The sequence below is a fragment of the Streptomyces sp. NPDC028368 genome (assembly GCF_055565615.1).
In genome coordinates this window covers 222,710-241,570 of the sequence record NZ_JBVHTY010000010.1, presented here as the reverse complement: position 1 = coordinate 241,570, position 18,861 = coordinate 222,710, and the positions used below count along the sequence as shown (strand labels likewise).

Here is an 18,861-nt window from a genome sequence, read left to right as displayed (position 1 = left end):
AGCCCTCCACAAGAAAGCGGAGGGAAAATCGCCCTCAAACCGTCTGTCTCTACGCAATCACGGCGCGTGCACGTGCATCTGCCCTTGCATCTGTCGTGGTCATTGGGAACGATAGGCATCGCACGCATGCACGCTCGTGAAAGATCCGCCAGATCCGGCTGACCGGCCAGGATCATGACGTCCGCGAACGCCAGGAGTGCCTCGCATGGGGACCAGGGTTTTGACCATGCTCGAGCCGTTATGGCAGGGCCTTCCTCCCGTCGACCCCTTGTCCGTCTCCGGATCCGTGTCCTGCACGCTCCCGCCGCGGTACGAATCGGTCGGCGGTGCACGGAAGTTCACCCGCGACACACTTCAGGACTGGGACCTGGACGACCTCTTCGACGGAGTCGCCCTGGTGGTCTCCGAGCTCGTCACCAACGCCCTGCGGCATGCCGTCCTCGCCCCCGCGGAGCTGCTCACCCCGGAGCCCCGGGTCCCGGAACCGCGCACGGCGGAAGGGGCCGCCTGCACCGCACCCGCCCGGCTCCATCTGATGCGCTGGTCGTCCCGGCTGATCTGCGCGGTACGCGACCCCAGCGACGCCTCACCGGTGGCCGGGGAAGCCGACTCGGCCGCGGAATCGGGCCGCGGGCTCTATCTGGTGGAGTCCTTCAGCGACAGCTGGGGCTGGCACCGGCTGACCGGCGCCATGCACGGCAAGATCGTATGGGCCCAGTTCCGGCTGCCGTAGCACCGGCAGACCCGATCCCCTCGCGCCCAAGGTCACACACCCAAGGCCCTGCCCGGCGGCTCGACCGCCAGGACAGGGCCTTCACCGTGCGTCCGCCCCTGCGCGGCCGCACGTCATACGTCAGACGTCGGACCTGCGCGCCTGATCGCGTACGAGGTGGTCGAACTCCCCGTCCTTGACGCCGAGCAGCATCGCCTCGACCTCGGCCGGGGTGTAGATGAGCGCCGGCCCGTCGGGAAAGCGGGAGTTGCGTACGGCGATGTCGCCCCCGGGCAGCTTCGCGAATTCCACGCACGAGCCCTGGGAATTGCTGTGCCGGCTCTTCTGCCAGGGCGCATCACGGAGATCCGTTGCGGCCATGCCGTTGTATGCGTGGGGCACAGGGCTCTCCCAGTGAGAAAGGGCGTCAACTGCCCGGGATCATAGCTGCGTTCGCATGCAGATGCATGCGCAGATGCACGTGCACGACAGGGCGTGCCGCAACCGTCACAGCTCGTCGAGCACCTGCCCCAAACGCTCCGTCACAATCGACCGCCAGCCGCCGCCCATGATGCGATGCGCCTGCACCTGGTACGGATCGTCGGGGTCGAAGCCCTCATGGACGAGGAAGAGACGGGTGCCGCGGCCTTCGGGTTCCAAGGTCCAGGCGATCGTCCAGTCGGCGAGGCTGCCCTGCCCCTCCTGCTCCTTGAGAGCTTGGGGGAGGGTGCGCCAGGAAGTGCGCGAGGCGGATCGTGGTCGCGTCCGCCGGGTCGTCCTCGGGAGCCGGGAAAGCAGGGGAGTTCATGGCGCCTCTTCGTCAGGGGTGCGGCCGTGGGGGGTGTGGTCGTCGGGAATGCGGTCGAGCGGCTCCCCCAGGCTCGCGAGCTTCGCGCGCCAGAACCACTCGTAGGGGGAGAGCCAGTCCTGCACCTCGCCGAGCGGTGCGGCCTCCAGGCGGTAGATCCGCTGCCGGCCGGCCCGCTCCTCGCTCACCAGCCCGGCCTCCCGCAGCACCTTCAGATGCTCGGACAGGCTCGGCCGGCGCATCGCGAAGTGCCCGGCGATCTGCTGGACGGGCTGCGGCCCGTCCTCGCGCAGCAGGCGCAGCACCTCGCGGCGGGTGGCATTGGCCAACGCCGCGAAGACCCGGTCCTGACCGGGGCCGGACAGGGCGGGGCCTTGGTGACGTACAGGAGTGGCGTTCACGGCACCGAACGTACGCAGGAGATCCCCTACACATCAAGCGTAGGGAATCTCCTACCTGTCCTCCTACCTGTCATTGCGCCCTGCCCCCGAGCGGCGCCGTCTCAGCACGACACGCGCCACCGCGCGGCATACGGCAGGCGCGCCGCCTCTCGCGCGTTCTTGACCGCGCGGGCCGGCTGCCGCTGCTGCCGCTGCCGCCGCGCGGTGACCAGGGCGCCCCGGCGGCCGCGGATGTTGCCGCAGCCGGAGGGGAACCTCCGCAGCAGGCCGCCCACCAGCGCGACATCGAGCCGCTCCGTCAGCGGGCCCCGCGATTGCCGGACGGCTTGCCGTAACGGCGCTCGAACCGCTCGACGCGGCCCGCGGCGTCCATGACCCGGGCGGTGCCCGTGTAGAAGGGGTGGCTCACCGAGGAGATCTCGACGTCGATGACGGGATAGGTGTTCCCGTCCTCCCACTCGACGGTCTTCTCGCTGGTCGCCGTCGAGCGGGTCAGAAAGGCGAAGTCGGCGGCCCGGTCGCGGAAGACGACGGGCCCGTACGCGGGGTGGATTCCAGGCTTCATGGCTGTCTTCAGCGCTCCTCTCGGAAGGCGGCGTGACGACCGGCGACCGGGTCGTACTTGCGCAGTTCCAGGCGGTCGGGGTCGTTACGGCGGTTCTTGCGGGTGACGTACGTGTAGCCGGTGCCGGCGGTGGACCGGAGCTTGACGACCGGGCGTAGTTCGTTGCGGGCCATGTGGGTAGTATACGGAAATGGTTTCCATTTTCAATAGGTCCTCACCTGGGCCGACGACCGAAGGGACCGCACCTTGTCCGCCCACTGCCAGCTGACCGGCCGCGCGCCGGGCTTCGGCAATTCCCTCTCCCACTCGCACCGCCGCACCCCACCCCGCTTCGACCCCACCATCCGGCGCAAGCGCTACTGGCTCGAAAGCGAGGGCCGGCACATCCGGCTCACACGCAGCGCCAAGGGCATCAAGACCGTCGACACGATCGGGATCGAGGCGGCCGTCGCCCGAATCCGCGCCCGGGGAGAGAAGGCCTGATGGCCAAGCAGAGCAAGATCGCCAAGAACGGGAAGAACGGGAAGAACGGGAAGAACGAGAAGCGCCGCGTGATGGTGGCCCTCTATGCGGCGCGGCGGGCGGTGCTGAAGGCCGTCATCCGCAATCCGCAGACGCCGGAGGAGGAGCGCGACGCCGCCCAGCGCGCGCTCCCCCGCCGGCCGCGGGACGCCGGCGCCACCCGGGTCCGTCAGCGCGACAGCGCCGACGGCCGCCGCCGCGGCTACTTCCGCGCCTTCGGCCTCTCCCGCGTACGGCTGCGCGCGGCGGCCTACCAGGGCTATCCGCCGGGCTTCCGCAAGTCGAGCTGATAGATGCGCCACCGGCCGTCCGGTAGCTGGGTGCGCCCCCCTGGACCGGGCGGCCGGACCGTTCGGGTAATACTGGACAGACCGTCCGCAGGCCCCCGACGAAAGCGAGCGCGCGCATGCTCCGCAACGCCTTCGAGCCCTGGCACCTCATCCTGATCATCGCGGTCCTCGTGCTGCTCTTCGGCTCGAAGAAGCTGCCCGACATGGCACGCGGCCTCGGCCGCTCGATGCGCATCCTCAAGTCCGAGGCCACGGCCCTCAAGGACGAACGCCAGGCCGAGCCGCCCCGCGCGGAGTCGACCCCCAGCCACTGACGGCGGGGCCGCCCCTGGCCACTGATGGGCCGCGGACCGGCCTTGGGCGGCGACGCGCCCGTCCCGCCGGTCACGCCCTTCCCGTCGGTCACGTCGGTCACGTCGGTCCGTCCGCCGTACCGGTCACGCCCGTCGTACCGGTCACGCCGGTCACGTTGGACATGCGGTGCGCCACGGGAATACCACCCCACCCCCGCCACGTTGTGGCCCCGCAGGGGGCGCGTGCAACCCCTACGGGATGCGTTCGACCGCCCCCTAGCTGTCCCCGCCCTCGTCGATCAGCCGCCGCACCTCGCGGTCGACCAGCCCCAGCCGGGCCTCGGCGACCAGCGGCACCGCGCGTCGCTGCCGGCGCGCCTCGGCGGGATCGATGTCGACGGTGACCAGCGCGGGCTCCCATTTGGGCGCCTGCGCGACCACCATTCCCCGCGGGTCCACCACCCGCGAGCCGCCCCAGAACGTGGCGCCGTGCTCATTCCCGACCCGGTTGACGAACACCACCCAGCACTGCAGCATCCGCGCCGTATAGGACAGCAGCGTGTCCCAGTAGACGCCGGTGTCCATCGCCTCCGGATCCAGGCTCGCCGCGCTGTTGGTCGGCACGAACAGCACCTCGGCGCCGTCCTGCACCGCCAGCCACGGCAGCACCGGCTGCCACGCGTCATTGCACACCAGCATGGCGCCCCGCCCGCCGCTCGCCGACTTCGTCAGGTCGTACGCGCGCAGTGACTGCCCCGGGCTGACGTGCTTCCGCTCCTCCCAGGCAAGGTAGTTGGGCAGATAGAGCTTGCGGTGTGCGTGCAGCAACGCCCCGTCCGCGTAATGCGCCGCGGCGTTGTACGCGCGCAGGCTGGTGTGCTCATGGAAGCCGACCAGCACATCGGGGCCGAGGGTGCTCAGCTCCAGCAGCCGCGGATCGCGCAATTCGATGGCGGCGTCCCGCTTGAGTACGCCCAAGTGGTAGCCGTGCAGGCTCAGTTCGGGGAAGACGACGAGATCGGCGCCCTGCTCCGCCGCCTGCATGATCTGCTCACGGGCGTGATCGAGGTTCTCCTGCACCTCACCCAGCACACAGTCCGTCTGCGCCAGTGCAATGCGCATGGCCCACACCTCACCGATCAGTCGGCTTTGCGGCTTATTCACAATATTGCCAGGTCCCGGCCCCGCGGGCTCCCGGATCAAGCACCGCGCTGCCCTGGCACGTCAAACCCCCAGGCAGAGCGGCCTCCACCAAAGGGCGAAAGAACGATCCTTCCCGTGCCGTACACAGATTTCACGCGTTGATCCGCACGATCCGTCGTACGACCCGCAGGGCGGCTTCCAGCCGCAGTCCGCCCGGCGGCGGAGGTACGACGGCGCACGGCCGAGTCGTCCGGCGATGCCGACGGCCGCCTCGGCCGGGCGGCCCAGGCCGAGCGGCCCGCCGGACCCGCTCGGCCGGCCGCCCCACCGCACCGGCGGCGCTTCCTGACCGCGGACATGACAGCCACGCGCACACACATCTTCACGCTCCGTGGCTCCCCCTCCCGGCCCCCGGCCGCCGACCCCCGGCCGCCGGCCGCCCGAGGACGCAAGCGCTGGAACGGAGGACCGACCGGCCGGCCGTCAGTGGTTGCGGGCCCCGTTGCCGGACAGCACCGGGACGTCGCCCAGGTGGCGCGACAACGCCTCGTCACCGGTGGCCCGCGTCGCGTTCCTGGCGAGCGCCGACGCGCTGTGGGCCTCTGCGGGCACGCCGATGACGAGGTTGTTCGGACGCGACGCCGTTTCCGTTGTCCGTGTGGTGCCGTACCGGCCGCCGCTCGCCCTCGCCCGCGGTACGGCCGCCACGGCGATTCCGACCGGCGACGCCGCCCCGGCCGGCACCCGCCTTCATCTTCTTCATTGCGAATTGCCCTTCGGGAGAAGGAACTCCCGAAACGGAAGCGCCGTTTGAACAACCCGCCATACGGGAGCCGGTTCCGCACCATCACCCGAAGAGATGGAGGTGCGTCTGCCGATAAGGCGTCACCCGCCTTTACCGCGCCGCCATATCGCCCATCTGCCGCACCAGATCTTGCAGGCCGTCAATACCGCTCGCAGGGTGGCGATGGGCCCCTCCCCCGTACGACTCCCCCGCCCACCACGGCTCCTTCGCACACCACGGAAAGGAACCTTCCATGCGCATGTCCCGGAAGGCCGGTCTCCTCGTCTCCTCCGCCGTGTGCGGAGCACTCGCCCTGGCCGCCGCGGGAACGGCCGTCGCCTCCATGGACGACACGCCGGCCCGTTCCGCCGACGCCTCCACGCCGCAGGCCCCGCTGCCGAACACCGGCGCGCTCAAGGCCCAGGCCAAAAGCCTCGGAGATATCGCCGGCGTCCTCAGCCCGGTGACCGATCTGATCAATGACGTCCTCACGGCCCCCGACAACGGCAAGCTGGCGCCCGATCGCATCACCGCACACACGACGGCCATCACGAATGCCATCACCGCCGCCCAGCAGGCCGGCCCCACGGCACCTTCCGTGCCCTCCATTTCCCAGCCCGACAACGGTTCGCGGCGCAGCACCACAAAGGCCGCCGACGACCTCAGGGCCGACGCCCTGAACGGCCTCAAGGAAAAGTCCGACGCATTGCTCAAGGCGATTGCGAAGGGCGATACGGAAACCGTCACCCATGCCGTGATGAGCAGTGTCACCGCCCTGGCGAACGTCCTTGTCAGCATTACTCTCGGCGGGCTGCCGGCCCCCGATCTGCCGGGCCTGCCCTCACTCCCCAGACTGCCCGGAGGAATTTCCTGACCCCGATACGCCACAGGGCCCGCGCCGCCGGCTGCGGCGGCGGCGCGGGCCCTGCTTTTTCATGTTTCCGTTTTCGGCCGGCATGCCAATGCCCTGGCAGCCCCATCAATCTCGCAAGGGCATTGGCATGCGTCCCTCCACACGCCATGGCTAACGACCCCGTGCGGCATACTTCGGTCACGAGCGAATAACAATGCCGATCGCTGCGGCGGATTATCGGACGCGCGAACACGAAAAACCCGGGTCGCCCAGAAGAAGGAGGTCTGGGCGAACCGGGTCCTCTACAGCCGGTCAGCGGCCGGCACCCTGATCCGTCGTGCCGAGCGGCGAGGCCGATTCGTGAAGTCAGCGAAGGCCGGGGCGCGCTCCCGGGCGCGCTCCCGGGAATTCCTTCCCGATCGGCAGCCCGCCGAGCAGCCCCTTCTTGCCGCCGAACTGGTTGCCGTGGAGGAAGTTCTTGGGGCCGTACTTCACCGTCTCCGCGGTCTCCTTGACCGTCTTGACCAGCGGCACGAGCTGGTGTCCGTCCAGCCCGCTGTTGGTGTTCATGCGCGGGGCGGTGGGGCCGGCGGCGAAAGCGGGGGCGGCCGCGCCCATCGCCAAAACAGAACCGGCAACAATCGCGGCTGACTTCGCGTACTTCACTTTTTCGCTGTCCCTTCTCGGGGCGGTGCTTGATGGGCTCGCGACACCAGCGCCGCGTGAGCAATCACTTCACTGCTCGGATCACCGCTTTCACCCTGACTAACGAGTCCCGCCGCCCGGAGAAACTCCGAAGTTTCCCGTTCCTGGCAACGCCACCCGAAAGAAGCGCCCCGTTCGCGTTTCACTCGCCGAACGCCGAACGCCGAACGCCGACGGCCCCGGCACGCATGGACTGCGCGCCGGGGCCGGTCAGAACGACCTGCTCGAAATTGTTGTGCGTCAGCGGTTGAGGCAGCGGTTGCCGAACGCCGGGTTGAGCAGCGCGATGACGTTCACGGTGTTCCCGCAAACATTGACCGGCACATGGATCGGCACCTGGACGACATTGCCGGAGAGCACCCCGGGAGAGTGCTTGGCGCCACCAACGGCACCCGCGTCGGCGAACGCCGGCGCAGCCGCGCCCACTGCCATGAGCGTGCCGGCAGTAACTGCAGCGACCTTTGCGTACTTCACTTTCAGCCCTTCCTGCAGCGGGTCCGTAACGAACACGACCGTCGTGTCGCACGGGCGGAAACCTGCTCGCCCGTAACTCCGCTACCAATAGTGGTAACGATTTTCCCTCGCCGACGAAACTCCTGCGGCACAGTTTTCGGAGGAATCGCCCGAATGATGCAAGGCCGTTTCGGGGATTACCGTGGTGCATGCTAAGCCGCAAAACCAACACAGTCGAACAAGCGAGGGACTCGCCGAATGCGAATTCCTACCGAAAGGGGGGCCAGAATTTCCGTCCCCACCGCCGCAAGCCGCCGCGCGCCCGGCCCGCCCGGGAGGAGTGAGCGGACGGTCCGGGCGTGCGGGCGGTGGCCGGATCAGCGCTTGTGGGCCCCGTTGTTCTCGGCGCACTGCCGGTTCTGCGGCGAGGACAGCACAACGATGTCTTTCGCCGCGATCGGTACGGCGCCGAGGAGCGAGCGGCTGTTCGACTTGACCGGCACGCCGACGCAGATCCTGTTCAGCGATCCCTGGATGCGCTCCAGCTGCGGGCTCATCCTGCCGTGGGTGGTGGGGTTGCCGAACGTGCTCACGGCGCCGTTGCCGTGGACCGTGGAAGTGCCGTTCTGCTCGCCGATCGCCATGGCCTGGGGGGCGACCGCCGCCGAGATTCCGGCGACGGACGCGGCTACGGCCGTCGTGGCCAGGATCTTCTTGATCACGATTTACCCTTCTCGGAGCAAGTGCCCGCATGCGGAGCGCACTGGTCAACTTGCTGCCGAAGGTGCGGTTTCGCCCCTTCACCCGAATGCCGCAGAACCATGGACATCTGCCATCGGCCCTGAGGGCTACGGCTTTCGCGACCGACTTTCGCGGCCGACTTTCGGGTAGGCGAAAGGCCGGTACGGAGAGCGCGTACCGGCCTTTTTCCTGGCGCTAGGCGAGGGTCAGCGGTTGATGCACCGGTTGCCGAACGCCGGGTTGAGCACTGCGGCGACATTGACGGTGTTGCCGCAGACGTTGATCGGAACGGCGATCGGCACCTGGACCACGTTGCCGGAGATCACGCCGGGGGAGTTCTTGGCGCCGGCGACGGCGTGGGCACCGCTGTGCCCGCCGGCGTTGGCGATTCCGGCTCCGCCGACAACGGCGACGCCCGCGGCGGCAGACAGTACGGCGGCCTTCGAAACAAGCTTCACTGCGAACCTCTTAACTGAGCGGCATTCATGGTCTGTACGCGCCGCTTAGAGCGACAAGCTGCTCAACGCATCAACCTGGCCGGAGGTAGCGGAGCATTCGGGTGAAGGTGTCGCATTCCGCTCCGAATACGGCGGAAGTCATCATCATGACATGTCTCGTCGGCTCAAGTTCCGTTGTCACGCGGCGTTTTTGTCAGTGGCGTCGCGTGCATGGAGGTCGACGGTGAGGGCGGCGCGCCTGTGCTGACCGAGGACGCGGAGGGGCCGGCGCGGGCGGGTCCGGAGGGGGAGGCCGGCCATGTGGCGCGGTGCAGGGGGCGGGAGGGGCCGCTGGTGGCGCGGACCGGCTGGTTGCGGCCGGCCGTCAAGGGATTCCGCGGGGGCTGTGGGTGTCGAAGGCGCAGGTCAGGGCGATTGTCAGACCCTGGTGCCAGACTCAGGGACATGAGATGGGCGGTGGTGGAGACGGGCGACGGGGGTGCTCGTCTCTGCCCGCTCACCTCGGACGGCCGGGCTGCCGGGCCGGTGCTGGAGGAGCCCTCGCTCGCCGAGGCGGTGCGGGCGCGGCCCGAGGTCGAGCGGTGGGTGTGGCGCTCCACGGCGGAGATCTACCGTCGGCTGCTGGCGGCCGGGGTGCGGGCCGGGCGCTGTTACGACGTCGAGGCGGCCGAGGCGCTGCTGATCGGCCATGAGGAGGGCCAGTCGGGCCAGCCGCGCTCGCTGGCCGCCGCTTGGGCGCGGCTGCACCGCCTGCCGGTCCCCGAGGACGCGCCGGCGCGGGCCGCCGAGACCCAGCCCTCGCTGTTCGAGCCCGGCCCGGTGCCGCTGCCGCCGGGCACGGACGAGCTCACGGCGCTGCTGGAGGTGTATGCCGGCCAGGTGGCCCGTACGGACAAGGCCGAGCACCCGGAGCGGATGCGGCTGCTGATCGCCTCCGAGTCGGCGGGCATGCTGGTCGCCGCGGAGATGGCGCGGGCCGGGGTGCCGTGGCGGGCGGATGTGCACCGCGAGGTGCTGGACGGGCTGCTGGGCGAGCGCTATCCGGGCGGTCTGGAGCCGCGGCGGATGGCGGAGCTGGCGGAAGAGGTGTCGCGCGCCTTCGGGCCGGGCGCGCGGGTGCGCCCGGATCTGCCGAACGACATCATCAAGGCCTTTGCCCGCGCCGGGATTTCGCTCACCTCGACCCGTAAATGGGAGCTTCAGCAGATCGACCATCCCGCGGTCGCCCCGCTGCTGGAGTACAAGTCCCTCTACCGCCTGCACACCGCCCATGGCTGGTCCTGGCTGCAGCAATGGGTGCGCGACGGCCGCTTCCACCCCGAGTACCTCCCCGGCGGCACGGTCTCCGGCCGCTGGACGACCAATGGCGGCGGCGCGCTGCAGATCCCCAAGGTGATCCGGCAGGCCGTGCTCGCGGATCCGGGATGGCGTCTGGTGGTCGCGGATGCCGACCAGATGGAGCCCCGGGTGCTGGCCGCCGTCTCCCGCGACCGCGGCCTGATGGAGGTGGCCGGCAGCGGCGAGGACCTGTACGCCGACCTCGCCGCTCGCGCCTTCCGCGGCGACCGCGCCCAGGCCAAGCTCGCCCTGCTGGGCGCCATCTACGGCCAGACGTCCGGCGATGCCCTTAAGCACATGGCCGATCTGCGCCGCCGCTATCCGGCCGCGGTGGCCTATGTCGACGACGCGGCCCGCGCCGGCGAGGAGGGCCGCCTGGTGCGCACGTGGATGGGCCGCACCTGCCCGCCCGTGTCCGTAGCGGCCCCCGACGAGGCGGGCCTGCCCCAGGAGGAGGACGCGCCCGCCGGTTACGGCAGCAGCTCGGCGGCCCGTGCCCGCGGCCGGTTCACCCGTAACTTCGTCGTCCAGGGCAGCGCCGCCGACTGGGCCCTGGTGATGCTGGCCGCGCTGCGCCATGCGCTGTTCCGGGGCGGGCTCCGTGCCGAGCTGGTCTTCTTTCAGCACGACGAGGTGATCGTGCACTGCCCGGCCGAGGAGGCCGGCACCGTCTCCGAGGCCATCGCGACGGCGGCCACGGCCGCGGGCCGGATCGCCTTCGGGGACACACCGGTCCGCTTTCCGTTCACCACGGCGGTGGTGGACTGCTATGCGGAGGCGAAGTGACGGGTTGCGAAGTGACGGGTGGCGGAGTGACGGGTGGCGGAGTGGCGGGTGGCGGAGTGACGGGTTGCGGAGTGATGGAGGGGGAGGGAAGCGGACGGGGTATGCGGGCCGGCCGCTCAGCGGGAGCAGATCACGGTGAAGAGGCTGAAGGAGGCCAGGAAGGGGCCTTCGGCGAGTGAGGCGAACCAGCGGCGGCCGCGATCCTCGTCGATGTGACCGGAGTCGATGGCCTTTTGGGTGTTGCGGCCCAGTCCCAGGGTGTGGTCGGCGGAGGGGAAGTCCCGCAGGACCGGGGTGGTGGCCAGCACGGTCTCGACGGTGAATCCGGCCTGTTCGGCGTGGCGGGCGAGGCGGCGGCCGATGGTGGCGTTGCGGACTGCGACGGTGGCGGTGTAGCGCGTGAAGGCCCGGCTCGTGTCGAGGTCGTCCGCGTCGACGACCAGGGTGTCCCAGTCGGGTTCGGCGAGCCCGATCAGGGCTCCGGGGCGGGTGGCGCGGTGCAGCTGGGCGAGGGCGGCGGCGGGGTCGGCCACGTGCATCAGGACACGGTCGATCCGGGCCCGGTCCACGCTCCCGGGCTCGACGGGCAGCGTGCGCGTCGCCCTCGCGGATCTCGACGCCGGGCAGGCCGGTGGTGCGGCGGCGGGCCTCCGCGAGCATCGCCGGGTCACGGTCCACACCGATCACCGTCCCGCCGTGACCGACGAGTTCGGCGAACGCGCCGAGGTCGGTGCCGGGCCCGCAGCCGACGTCCAGCGCGGTCTGGCCGGTCCGGACGTCCAGCAGGCCGAGGAGCTGCCGCTTGTACGCGCGGCCCGCGTCGGTGGCGGCGGCTCGCAGCATGTAGGCGGCCTGGTCCGGGCGGGGCACTCCGAGGTTCGCAGACATGCCGGACAGTCAAACAGGTGCGGTGGAGGGCGAGTTCAGCGGGAATGGGGAGTTGCGGGGCCGAATGGGGAGTTGCGGGGACGCCTGCGCCACGGGGGCTCAGGCCCCGCCGGCGTCGCCCCGTCCCGCCGTCGGGGACTCGACGGTCGCGATCAGGCCACGGGTGATCCGCAGCATCGCCGCCACCAGGACGTCGCGCGGGCGCTCGGGGTTTTCCAGCCACCACAGCGCGAGTCCGTAGAGCGCGCTGCGGATCGCCTCGCCCAGCGGCTCCAGCTCGGCTTCCGGGATGCCGGGCACGTAGGCGCGGAGCAGCGCCATGTCGGTCTCCCGCTGTCTGCGCTGCAGTTCGCGGTGGAAATCCTGTACCTCAGGGTCCCCGGTGGTGTCCCGGAACATCAGGCGCCAGATGTACGGATGGCTCCGCACATGGCCGAACCAGGCGTCGTACATCCCCGCCATCCGGGCGTCCAGGTCCCCTTCCCCGTCGAGGAGTTCGCGGATGGGCGCGGCGGCCAGCTCGTCGCGGTGCCGCTCCAGCAGGGCGAGGTGCAGCTCCTGCTTGGAGTCGAAGTGGCGGTAGAGCATCGGCTTACTCAGGCCGGCCTCGGCGGCGATCTCGCCGATGGTCGTGCCCGCATAGCCGCGCTCCGCGAAGAGCCGGGCGGCGGCGTCCTCGATACGCGTGCGGGCCTCGGCGCGGGCGGTCCGGCTCCGGTCGATCTCACTCACGTGATCTGGCTCATTTCCGATGGTGGTTTCGGGTGGCCTTTGCGGCCCGCACGGACCACACTAAGTGGTGTACCAAGCGGTATACGTATCAGTAACTTAGCTGGACGGCTTGGGCGAAGAAGCTTGGGCGAAGGGCTTGGGCGATGTCTGGTGCAGGTCGCGATTCGGGGGGTTCGACATGATGATGTCCGTTCATTTCGCCGACGTCGGGGTGCGCTCCGCGCGGGCCGTGCTGGATGCGCGCCCGCGGCCGGGCGCCGTTCCCGGCCTCCGTTACGCGGAGACCACACTCACCGGGGGCATCGCGGCAGGCTTCCCGAGGCTGCGGCCGGGCCGGGCCGCGCTGATTGCCGCGTGGGAGGACGACGCCGCCCTCGACCGCTTCCTCGCCGAGGATCCGCTGCCCCGGCGGATGGCCGGCGGCTGGCATGTACGGCTGCAGCCGATACGGGCCGCGGGGGCGTGGAGTGACCTGCCGGTGGAGCTCGGCCCCGGCGCCGCGGCGGCGGACGCGGACGGGCCGGTTGCCGTGCTCACCCTCGGGAGGCTGCGGCTGCGACGCGCGGTGCCGTTCCTGCGTGCCAACTCCCGGGCCTCCGGCCGGGCCGCGGCCGATCCCTCGCTGGTCGCCTCCGTCGCCCTGGCCAGGCCGCCGCGGTTCGTCGGCACCTTCTCGATATGGCGCAGCGTGGCGGAGATGAGTCGTTACGCCTACGGATCCGCGCAGCCCGAGCACAAGGGGGCCATCGAGGGGCATCAGGCGAAGCCTTTCCATCACGAGGCGGCGTTCGTGCGCTGCCTGCCGTACGGGGCGCGGGGCTTGCTGGACGGCCGGGAGCCGGTGGCGGAGGCCGCCGCGGCCTGGGCAGGGGCTCCCCGGGGCGGTACGGCCTAAACTCCCCGGGTAGGGGGCCGTGGACAGGCGGGTGGCCGATGGGCGAGCCGGGAAGGGACCAGCGTTGAGCGACAGCGATGGGGTTCCTGAGGGCTCGGCCGGGACCGATGGGCAGCCGGCCGACGGTGCGATGACCAAGATCGGTCCCCGGGACCGCCGTAAGCGGATCGCGGACCGGGTGCCGGCCGAGCCCGGCCAGGCCGTGATCATCGACGACTCCAGTACGGCGCTGCCGCTGGCTCTGACGCTGTCCTCGCGGGGCGCGTTCACCGTCATCACCAACTCCCTGCAGGTCATCAATGAGCTGGCCGAGGAGCCCGATATCCGGGTGATCGCGCTGGGCGGCGAGTACCACGCGGCGTTCAATGCGTTCCTGGGCATGTCCACCGCGGATATCGCCCGCAGCTTCCGCGCCGATGTCGCCTTTCTGTCCACTCTGTCCACCTCCGCCGTCGACAACGGCCACTGCTACCACCAGGCGCAGGAGAACGTCCTGGTCAAGCGGGCGCTGATGGCCGCGGCCCAGCGCAAGGTGCTGCTGGTGGACCACTCCACGTTCGGCCGTCAGGCGCTGTACGAGCCGGCACCGCCGGCCGACTTCGATCTCGTCATCTCCGACGAAGAGCTTCCCCAGGAGGAGCGGGACGCGCTTCAATCCCTGGGTGTGCGATACGAGTTGGCGGCGGAGGGAGCCCACCCGAGATGAGCATGAGCGCTGAGACCCCCGTGCCACCCGCCTCCGGCACGCCCGGCGTCGGCACCGGCACCGGCACCGGCACCGGCCTGGAGCGCATCAACCCGCCCCATCTCGCGCCGCCCACGGGATTCAGCCACGCCGTGCGCGCGGCCTCCGGGACCATGGTGTTTCTCGCCGGGCAGACCGCCCTCGACGGTACGGGCCGGATCGTCGGCGACGGCATCGTGGCGCAGTTCGAGCGGGCGCTGACGAACCTCCTCGACGTGGCGGCGGCCGCCGGCGCCACCCCGTCCGACCTCGCCAAGCTCACCGTCTTCGCCGTCGATGTCGCCGACTACCGCGCTCACGCCCGGGAAATCGGCCGGGTGTGGAAGCGCCTGGTCGGCAGCGATTTCCCGGCCATGGCCGTGATCGGCGCGACCCGCCTCTGGGACGAGGCGGCCCTGGTGGAAATCGAAGGCATCGCCGTCGTCCGACCTGGACATCCATAGGCCAGGGGCCTTCCCCACCCCTAAGGGACGAGCCCACCCCTCCCCCTAAGGGGCAGCCGCGAAGTCCCGCTGAAACGCCACCAGCGCCTCGGCGTCCGCCCTCGACAGGGTGATCCCGAATTCCATCTCCAGGAGCTCCGGGGTCTCCTCCGGGGCGATCTCGCGGACCTCTTCGTCCGCGGGCCCAGGTCGGGCGGACCAGGAAGGCGTAGGGCTGAGCAGGAAGGCGTAGGGGCTGAGCAGGAAGAAGTGAGACCTGGGGCGGGCCAGGAGGGCGTGTCGCGGGTCGGGAGGGGGCATCGCGGCCGGGAGACGCATGAGCTGGGCAGGAGCCCGGAGTCGTATGCGTCAGGGGCACCTGTTCCACCGGATCGTCCGGTAGGACAGGTGCCCCTGACACCGTTCACACGCCGCTGACGCCGGCCGGTCAGTTCCGGCTGCGGGCCATGCCGACCGGGTCTTTCTTGAACGCCCAGGTCATCTTGGGCTCCATGGCCCAACGGAAGGCCCGCTGCACGGGCGGTGTGCACAGCACCGTGACGACGCTGCCCGCGATGAGCGTCAGCACCACCGCGCCCCAGGGCGTGTGCATCCACGGGTTGTCGTACCAGTTCCAAAAGCGCGAGCCCTTGGCGAGGAAGCCGTGCAGCAGGTAGCCGTAGAGCGTGCCCGCGCCCAGCGCCGTGCACCACATCGTCCGGCCCGGCACCCAGGCGAAGAAGCAGGCCACCAGGACCAGCGAGCAGCCGAACGTGGCCAGCGTCATCACCACACCGCTCCACCAGGGAGCGGCCAGTTCCTGTGCGGCATCGCGGTGGTAGAACCACGCGGCATTCATCCGCGGCGCCGCCCAGTACGCGAAGACCAGCGCGGCGGCGAAGACCGGTACGGCCGCGATCCGCGCTTCCTTGCGGCGTACGAGCTTGAAGTGCTCGGCCTTCAGGCACAGACCCACGACGAAGAACGGCAGGAACTGCAGCACCCGGTGGAGATCGAGGTCATTGCCCATCTCCGGCGATATGGAGGCGAGCGTGGCGATGGCCAGCGCCAGCGGGACCGGCCAGCGCACGATCTTCCACAGCGGGGTGGTCAACCGCCAGATGAACAAGGCCAGCAGGAACCACGTCAGGTACCAGGGGTCCAGGAGGCTGATCGGGTAATGCGGGTCGTCGTCCGCCCACCGCTTGAAGAGCGTGTAGGCGACCTCGAAGAGGATGTACGGGACCACGACGCCGGTGATCAGCCGCTGCAGCCGGTCCTTGCGCATATCGAAACTGCGCGAGAAATAGCCGGAGATGATGATGAACGCCGGCATGTGGAAGGCGTACACGGTGATGTAGAGCGCGGCCGCCGACCGGCTGCCGTCGCGCAGCGGCTCCCAGGAATGCCCCATCGCCACCAGGACGATGGCCAGGTACTTCGCGTTGTCGAAGAAGGCATCGCGGGGCTTCGCCTTGGCGTCGGCTCCGGCCTGGGCCTTTCCGTGCGCCTTGCGCGCCTTGTGCCGACCGTGCGACCCGGCGGCGGGCTTGGCACGCGTACCGGGGCCGGCCGGGTTCGCCTGCGGCGACGGCCGGACGGCGGTGCCGGTCCCGGTGGCCGTCGCGGCCGCCGGCGCCATGGTGGCGGTCGTCGCGCCCGCCGTTCTCAGCGGGTCGTACGACGCCTCATCGGGCACCTGCCGCTGCGGGGGAAGAGGCGCCCGCCGCTGGCCGTACGCCGGAAAATCGTTCTTCAAGGGCCCTCCTGGAACGAACCCTGAGGAGGAGCTGGACGCGGGCCCGCACCGGGCCCCAAAACGGAACCCAAAAGCCAAATCCTGCGTCTTAGTTCTTTTACGGGGAGTGTGGCGGCGTCGAACATCTCTGGCACCATAGCCGTGCCGCGGGAATCCCGTAAATCCCCGCCCGGCGCGCCCGACCGGCCACTTGTCCGGCTTCCACACCGCCTTCACGGACCCTGAACGTACCGTGCGGCAGACGTATGTGCGGAACCGGATCCGGCGACACGCGAAATCAAGACAATGCCCCCGCAATACGCCCTAGGTGATGACCCCTTCAATCCCCCGGGCCCTCGCCTCCCGCACACCCGTGTTCTTGCCCACATCCCACGCATAGATCTGCAACGGCCTGCCGTGCGGGCCGCGCAGCCGGTGGACGGCCGCGATCCAGCGTGAACTGAGCGCGGACATACGGGGGTTGATCTGGTCGGCGAATCGGGCGTAACGCGCCAGCCGGTCCGTACCGGGCGCTCCCAGAATTCCCGTACGCACCTGGGGCACCAGCCCGTGCACCGCCTTTACGCACGTGACGCAGAAGCTCTGGACGACCAGGCGGCTCCTCACATGCGCACGATCCAGCCATCCGTGGCGGCGTAGTTCGCGGACGATGCCCGCCTCGATTCCGGGGTAGGACTTGGGGGACTTGATCTCCAGCAAGAGCCGCTGGTCGTTGTGGTCCAGACGGCGCAGATAATCGGCCAGGGTCGGCACCCGCTCCCCCGTGAACCGCGGCCCGAACCAGCTGCCGGCGTCCAGCCTGGCTATCTCGGCCGCGGTGAAATCCCGTATCCGCCAGGGCGCCCGCCCGGGGAACACCTTTTCGGCGTCGGTGGTCCGCCGCAGCGTGGTGTCGTGCATGACCACCAGCCGGCCGTCCTTGGTGCGCTGCACGTCGTTCTCGACCCATATCAGCCCGCGGTGGTAGGCGGCGTCCACGGCGGCGAGGGTGTTCTCGGGTGCGTAGCGGGAGGCGCCACGGTGGGCTATGACCAGCGGCGCCCCGGCCCCCGTTCTCGGCCCGGTGCCCGCCGCGGCCAGTGGCACCGCCGCCATGGCCACGAAGGCGACGCCCGCCGCGGCGGGCCTCATCGGTCTCCGAAGCATGGGGAGCCTCCTGGTCGCTCCCTCCCAACATGCGGCCCTCCCCGGGCGCCCGCCACACGGGACGGCCATTCGTGCGGGCAGGCGTCCGGCACCGGCGCCCCCGGCGCCCCGACGCCCCCGGCGCCCTCCCCCGCGCCCCCTCGTCCCCCGCGTCCCCCGCGTTCCGGAGGTGACAAACTCCGCGCGATATTCGGCCAAGGCCGGGGCTATATGCCCGAAATTGCAGTTATCCCAAGAGTTGGTCAACTCGCCGAATGTAGCCTGGAATTGGCGTCGCACTGGGCGGGTTCACCCCGGAATGTCCGCCGGAAATGTCCGTACGCCTCGTTCTCCACTCGAGAGAGGGCCATTCATGACCACCAGCTCCACCTCTACCTCCGGAAACGGCGCCCCGGCGGCCGTGACGGTGCTCGGCCTGGGCGAAATGGGCACCGCGCTGGCGGGTGCGTTCCTGAACGGCGGGCATCCGACGACGGTGTGGAACCGTACGCCGGAGAAGGCCGACGCCCTGGTCGCCAAGGGGGCGCAGCGGGCGGAGAGCGTCCGTGCCGCCGTTGCCGCCGGATCGGTCGTCGTCGTCAGCGTGAAGGGCAATGCGGTCGCCCGCGAGCTGCTGGAGTCGGCGGGCGACGCGCTGGCCGGCCGCGCCGTGATCAACCTGACGGACGGCACGTCCGCGGAGGCCAGGGCGGTGGCCGAGTGGGCGGCCGGCGAAGGTGTGGAGTACCTCCACGGGCAGATCATGACGATCGCGCCGGGCGTGGGCTCGCCGGAGACCGTGGTGTTCTACGGCGGCTCCAAGGCCGTCTACGAGCGGTATGCGGGGGCGCTGGCGCTGCTGGGCGGCAAGGGCGGCCTGATCGCGCCCGATGCGGGCGTGCCGACCCTGTACGGGATGGCCGTGCACGGCACGATGTGGGGGACGCTCAACGGCTTCCTGCACGCGGCCGCGCTGCTCTCCAGCGAGGGCATCGAGGTGAAGCAGTTCCTGGAGCAGGCGGGCCCGTCCGTCTCCGCGCTGCTGGGGTCCTTCCCGTTCATGGCCGATGAGGTCGACCGCGGCGAGTACGGGGCGGAGTTCGGGGCGCTGCAGCACCATCTGCCGTCGGTCAAGGACCTGGTGGCGGAGAGCCGGGCGCGGAAGATCAATGACGAGTTCCCCGGCTACACCCTCGACCTGGTGACCAGGGCCGTCGAGGCGGGCCATGCCAATGACAGCTACTCGCGGCTGGTCGAGCACTTCCGTAAGAAGTGAGCGGCCACCGAGAAGAGTGAGCGGCAGTCACCACGTCGGGGGGGGGGGGGCGGCGCGGGGGGGGGGCCCCCCCCCGGGGTGGGCAATGGGGTTATGTTTTAGCGAAGTGCCAAGATATAACCAAGGGACCAACATTATAACCTGGGCCGGCCGCGCCACACGAGGGG

Annotated in this window: 26 protein-coding genes and 1 pseudogene; 10 read left to right on the top strand and 17 right to left on the bottom strand. The window is 70.2% G+C overall.

Annotation, left to right across the window (positions count from 1 at the left end; all coding sequences use genetic code 11):
* Positions 1-205: 205 nt before the first annotated feature.
* Complete coding sequence (locus tag ACZ4S3_RS24030; RefSeq protein ID WP_467937410.1) at positions 206-733, top strand: ATP-binding protein; 528 nt, start codon at positions 206-208, stop codon at positions 731-733.
* 120 nt (positions 734-853) lie between these two features.
* Here ACZ4S3_RS24030 and ACZ4S3_RS24025 read toward each other — a convergent pair whose 3' ends face one another.
* The 6 genes from ACZ4S3_RS24025 to rpmG all read right to left on the bottom strand — a co-directional run bounded on the left by ACZ4S3_RS24025 (position 854) and on the right by rpmG (position 2,659).
* Positions 854-1,114 carry a DUF397 domain-containing protein gene (locus tag ACZ4S3_RS24025; RefSeq protein WP_467937408.1) on the bottom strand — a complete coding sequence of 87 codons (261 nt, stop codon included), beginning with the start codon at positions 1,112-1,114 and terminating at the stop codon, positions 854-856.
* 105 nt (positions 1,115-1,219) lie between these two features.
* Positions 1,220-1,372: a hypothetical protein gene (locus ACZ4S3_RS24020; protein ID WP_467937407.1), complete on the bottom strand. Its 153-nt coding sequence runs from the start codon at positions 1,370-1,372 to the stop codon at positions 1,220-1,222.
* Positions 1,373-1,516: 144 nt separating this feature from the next.
* Positions 1,517-1,921, bottom strand: coding sequence for an ArsR/SmtB family transcription factor (locus ACZ4S3_RS24015; RefSeq protein WP_467937405.1), 405 nt, complete (start codon positions 1,919-1,921; stop codon positions 1,517-1,519).
* 101 nt (positions 1,922-2,022) lie between these two features.
* Entirely contained in the window at positions 2,023-2,223 is a 201-nt protein-coding gene (locus ACZ4S3_RS24010; protein ID WP_467937589.1) for a hypothetical protein, read from the bottom strand.
* Positions 2,220-2,486 carry a type B 50S ribosomal protein L31 gene (locus ACZ4S3_RS24005; RefSeq protein ID WP_467937403.1) on the bottom strand — a complete coding sequence of 89 codons (267 nt, stop codon included), beginning with the start codon at positions 2,484-2,486 and terminating at the stop codon, positions 2,220-2,222. Before ACZ4S3_RS24005 ends, ACZ4S3_RS24010 begins: the two co-directional genes overlap by 4 nt.
* 8 nt (positions 2,487-2,494) lie before the next feature.
* Positions 2,495-2,659 carry a 50S ribosomal protein L33 gene (rpmG, locus tag ACZ4S3_RS24000; RefSeq protein WP_467937401.1) on the bottom strand — a complete coding sequence of 55 codons (165 nt, stop codon included), beginning with the start codon at positions 2,657-2,659 and terminating at the stop codon, positions 2,495-2,497.
* Positions 2,660-2,732: 73 nt separating this feature from the next.
* On the opposite strand from rpmG, the gene rpmB reads away from it, so the two are divergent.
* The 3 genes from rpmB (at position 2,733) to tatA (ending at position 3,612) form a co-directional block, all read left to right on the top strand.
* Complete coding sequence (gene rpmB, locus ACZ4S3_RS23995) at positions 2,733-2,969, top strand: 50S ribosomal protein L28 (RefSeq protein WP_467937399.1); 237 nt, start codon at positions 2,733-2,735, stop codon at positions 2,967-2,969.
* The gene (rpsN, locus tag ACZ4S3_RS23990) at positions 2,969-3,298 is read left to right on the top strand and encodes a 30S ribosomal protein S14 (protein ID WP_467937398.1); all 330 of its coding nucleotides are present in this window, start codon (positions 2,969-2,971) and stop codon (positions 3,296-3,298) included. Before rpmB ends, rpsN begins: the two co-directional genes overlap by 1 nt.
* 116 nt (positions 3,299-3,414) lie before the next feature.
* Positions 3,415-3,612, top strand: a complete 198-nt coding sequence (tatA, locus tag ACZ4S3_RS23985) for a Sec-independent protein translocase subunit TatA (RefSeq protein ID WP_467937396.1) — start codon at positions 3,415-3,417, stop codon at positions 3,610-3,612.
* Between the two features lie 255 nt (positions 3,613-3,867).
* Here the strand turns inward: tatA and ACZ4S3_RS23980 are convergent, their stop codons facing one another.
* A complete protein-coding gene (locus tag ACZ4S3_RS23980) occupies positions 3,868-4,713 on the bottom strand; it encodes a nitrilase-related carbon-nitrogen hydrolase (protein ID WP_467937394.1) in 846 nt (281 codons plus the stop codon).
* A gap of 504 nt (positions 4,714-5,217) precedes the next feature.
* Entirely contained in the window at positions 5,218-5,346 is a 129-nt protein-coding gene (locus tag ACZ4S3_RS23975; RefSeq protein WP_467937392.1) for a hypothetical protein, read from the bottom strand.
* Between the two features lie 425 nt (positions 5,347-5,771).
* Here ACZ4S3_RS23975 and ACZ4S3_RS23970 point away from each other — a divergent pair, with 425 nt between their 5' ends.
* Positions 5,772-6,392, top strand: a complete 621-nt coding sequence (locus ACZ4S3_RS23970) for a hypothetical protein (RefSeq protein WP_467937390.1) — start codon at positions 5,772-5,774, stop codon at positions 6,390-6,392.
* A 345-nt stretch (positions 6,393-6,737) separates the two neighbouring features.
* Here ACZ4S3_RS23970 and ACZ4S3_RS23965 read toward each other — a convergent pair whose 3' ends face one another.
* From ACZ4S3_RS23965 to ACZ4S3_RS23950, 4 genes are all read right to left on the bottom strand, one after another.
* Positions 6,738-7,037: a hypothetical protein gene (locus ACZ4S3_RS23965; protein WP_467937388.1), complete on the bottom strand. Its 300-nt coding sequence runs from the start codon at positions 7,035-7,037 to the stop codon at positions 6,738-6,740.
* 279 nt (positions 7,038-7,316) lie between these two features.
* Positions 7,317-7,550, bottom strand: coding sequence for a chaplin (locus tag ACZ4S3_RS23960; protein ID WP_467937587.1), 234 nt, complete (start codon positions 7,548-7,550; stop codon positions 7,317-7,319).
* A 356-nt stretch (positions 7,551-7,906) separates the two neighbouring features.
* Entirely contained in the window at positions 7,907-8,251 is a 345-nt protein-coding gene (locus tag ACZ4S3_RS23955) for a rodlin (protein ID WP_467937386.1), read from the bottom strand.
* A gap of 225 nt (positions 8,252-8,476) precedes the next feature.
* Positions 8,477-8,728: a chaplin gene (locus ACZ4S3_RS23950; RefSeq protein ID WP_467937384.1), complete on the bottom strand. Its 252-nt coding sequence runs from the start codon at positions 8,726-8,728 to the stop codon at positions 8,477-8,479.
* 444 nt (positions 8,729-9,172) lie between these two features.
* Between ACZ4S3_RS23950 and ACZ4S3_RS23945 the strand changes: the two genes are divergently transcribed.
* A complete protein-coding gene (locus ACZ4S3_RS23945) occupies positions 9,173-10,852 on the top strand; it encodes a bifunctional 3'-5' exonuclease/DNA polymerase (RefSeq protein WP_467937382.1) in 1,680 nt (559 codons plus the stop codon).
* 116 nt (positions 10,853-10,968) lie between these two features.
* On the opposite strand, the pseudogene ACZ4S3_RS23940 reads toward ACZ4S3_RS23945, so the two are convergent.
* Both ACZ4S3_RS23940 and ACZ4S3_RS23935 read right to left on the bottom strand, forming a co-directional pair.
* A pseudogene (locus tag ACZ4S3_RS23940) lies at positions 10,969-11,695 on the bottom strand (methyltransferase domain-containing protein).
* Positions 11,696-11,839: 144 nt separating this feature from the next.
* Positions 11,840-12,472, bottom strand: coding sequence for a TetR/AcrR family transcriptional regulator (locus ACZ4S3_RS23935; RefSeq protein WP_467937380.1), 633 nt, complete (start codon positions 12,470-12,472; stop codon positions 11,840-11,842).
* A 178-nt stretch (positions 12,473-12,650) separates the two neighbouring features.
* On the opposite strand from ACZ4S3_RS23935, the gene ACZ4S3_RS23930 reads away from it, so the two are divergent.
* The 3 genes from ACZ4S3_RS23930 (at position 12,651) to ACZ4S3_RS23920 (ending at position 14,555) form a co-directional block, all read left to right on the top strand.
* Positions 12,651-13,367: a spheroidene monooxygenase gene (locus tag ACZ4S3_RS23930; protein WP_467937378.1), complete on the top strand. Its 717-nt coding sequence runs from the start codon at positions 12,651-12,653 to the stop codon at positions 13,365-13,367.
* Between the two features lie 64 nt (positions 13,368-13,431).
* Entirely contained in the window at positions 13,432-14,073 is a 642-nt protein-coding gene (locus tag ACZ4S3_RS23925) for a DeoR/GlpR family DNA-binding transcription regulator (RefSeq protein WP_467937376.1), read from the top strand.
* Positions 14,070-14,555 (top strand): RidA family protein, encoded by a 486-nt coding sequence (locus ACZ4S3_RS23920; RefSeq protein ID WP_467937374.1) that lies wholly within the window; start codon positions 14,070-14,072, stop codon positions 14,553-14,555. The genes ACZ4S3_RS23925 and ACZ4S3_RS23920 overlap by 4 nt, the downstream gene beginning before the upstream one ends.
* 45 nt (positions 14,556-14,600) lie before the next feature.
* Here ACZ4S3_RS23920 and ACZ4S3_RS23915 read toward each other — a convergent pair whose 3' ends face one another.
* The 3 genes from ACZ4S3_RS23915 to ACZ4S3_RS23905 form a co-directional block, all read right to left on the bottom strand.
* Positions 14,601-14,855, bottom strand: coding sequence for a hypothetical protein (locus ACZ4S3_RS23915; RefSeq protein WP_467937372.1), 255 nt, complete (start codon positions 14,853-14,855; stop codon positions 14,601-14,603).
* 127 nt (positions 14,856-14,982) lie between these two features.
* Positions 14,983-16,176 carry an acyltransferase family protein gene (locus ACZ4S3_RS23910; RefSeq protein ID WP_467937585.1) on the bottom strand — a complete coding sequence of 398 codons (1,194 nt, stop codon included), beginning with the start codon at positions 16,174-16,176 and terminating at the stop codon, positions 14,983-14,985.
* 420 nt (positions 16,177-16,596) lie between these two features.
* Positions 16,597-17,439 carry a glycerophosphodiester phosphodiesterase gene (locus ACZ4S3_RS23905; protein WP_467937370.1) on the bottom strand — a complete coding sequence of 281 codons (843 nt, stop codon included), beginning with the start codon at positions 17,437-17,439 and terminating at the stop codon, positions 16,597-16,599.
* Between the two features lie 352 nt (positions 17,440-17,791).
* On the opposite strand from ACZ4S3_RS23905, the gene ACZ4S3_RS23900 reads away from it, so the two are divergent.
* Positions 17,792-18,694, top strand: coding sequence for an imine reductase family protein (locus ACZ4S3_RS23900; RefSeq protein ID WP_467937368.1), 903 nt, complete (start codon positions 17,792-17,794; stop codon positions 18,692-18,694).
* The last annotated feature ends 167 nt before the right edge of the window (positions 18,695-18,861 follow it).